Raw genomic sequence first — 1430 nt, 5'->3', positions numbered from 1 at the left:
TATGGTTGAGAAATATCAGATGTAATCATTAAATCTTATTACATATTATTCTTTGTGATATATTTTACATGCTCATTATACATCTAAAAATAAGTCTAGTCAATGAATATTCAAAAGATTAGAAAAGTTTAAACTGTTAATGATATTCCGAGTTTTTCCCAGTAAGTATTCATCTTATCCATCCCAATAAAAAGTAACTGTTGGAAACATATAGGAGATTAGAAACTATGGTATACTAGTGATAATAAATAGTTATCGGTAGGAGAAATCTGGCGTGAATAATAAAAAAATAAGAGTTTTTTTGAGTAGACCTAATCCATTTACTAAAGAACAACAGTACTTTATAGAAAAATTAAAAAGTACCTTAGATAAGTACAATATCGAAAGTATAAAATTACAGTATAATAAAGTTAACTAGTCTTGTAAAAATTATTTTATCGTCATATCTGAGAGTTAATCAGCTATTGCGTGAAAATTATCAATCTTTGGCTGAGATACATTTGTCACAATCATAAATAGCTTATAGTTCTTGACATATAGACTTGTATATGAAAAAATACTTGTTGGAGGCTAATAATATGACTGAAAAAATCAAAAACTGGGTTAACATTTGCGTTTTGAAAAATCAAGAAATTTTATTACTTAATAGACAGCACGATAATTTTCCTGGCTGGATTCCACCGGGGGGAAAAGTTGAATTCCCTGAAAGTTTTTTTGAAGCTGCATTACGGGAACTTAAGGAAGAGACTGGACTTACCGCATTAAATCTTGAATTAAAAGGAATTTCAGGCTTTACCAATTCAATTGGTAATGAGAGATTTGTCTTCTATGACTTTTTATGTACTCAGTTTACTGGTGAACTAAGCACATCTGATGAAGGTGAGCCAAAATGGTGGAATCTAAAAGAAATCGATAAAATACCAATGCAAGATGAAATAAGAAAAAGGCTACCCCTTTATTTAAGAAAAGGAAGCTTTGAAAGTATTAACTATTGGGATGATAATAAGAAATGCATTAGCGAAAATAAAACAATTTTATTTGACTAATATTCTCTACAGTATAATCAAATTCAAAATTCTCAATCCATTAGTAATTTTTGTATAATTCAGTACTCAATACAATCTGTCTTTAATAACATATAGTTTAATATTTTACAAAACAAGGGTATCTAATAAAATCATCTACTCTAGCAACTTTTTCCTTGTATATATAGAAAGCTAAAAAAGCCTTGGAATCATTCCAAGGCTTTCTCTATATTCTATTGCATCAATTTTCTTATTCCGATTTCAGTTGCGATAATTTCACGTATATTTAAAATAGATACTTAAATTATATTACTGTTTTTCAAAAGTTCCGTCTGCTACACGAAAATCACTGTTAACAGTTTCAATTGAATTAAATTGAATCTTTAAATATTTTACTTCTTTTTC

1 protein-coding gene is annotated in these 1430 nt (G+C 28.0%); it reads left to right on the top strand.

The features are described 5' to 3' along the window. Window positions 1-578 precede the first annotated feature (578 nt). Window positions 579-1046, top strand: a complete 468-nt coding sequence (locus tag SPADD19_RS10775; protein WP_003004973.1) for an 8-oxo-dGTP diphosphatase — start codon at window positions 579-581, stop codon at window positions 1044-1046. Window positions 1047-1430: the final 384 nt, after the last annotated feature.

The organism is Streptococcus parasanguinis, assembly GCF_001578955.1.
GTDB lineage: Bacteria > Bacillota > Bacilli > Lactobacillales > Streptococcaceae > Streptococcus > Streptococcus parasanguinis_U.
Note: the sequence above shows the minus strand (reverse complement) of the source record. Positions and strands in the feature narration are given on the sequence as shown.

Bases quoted from the DNA above. Each gene is read 5' to 3' on its own strand.
- SPADD19_RS10775 (WP_003004973.1), top strand. From the start codon at position 579: ATGACTGAAAAAATCAAAAACTGGGTTAACATTTGCGTTTTGAAAAAT.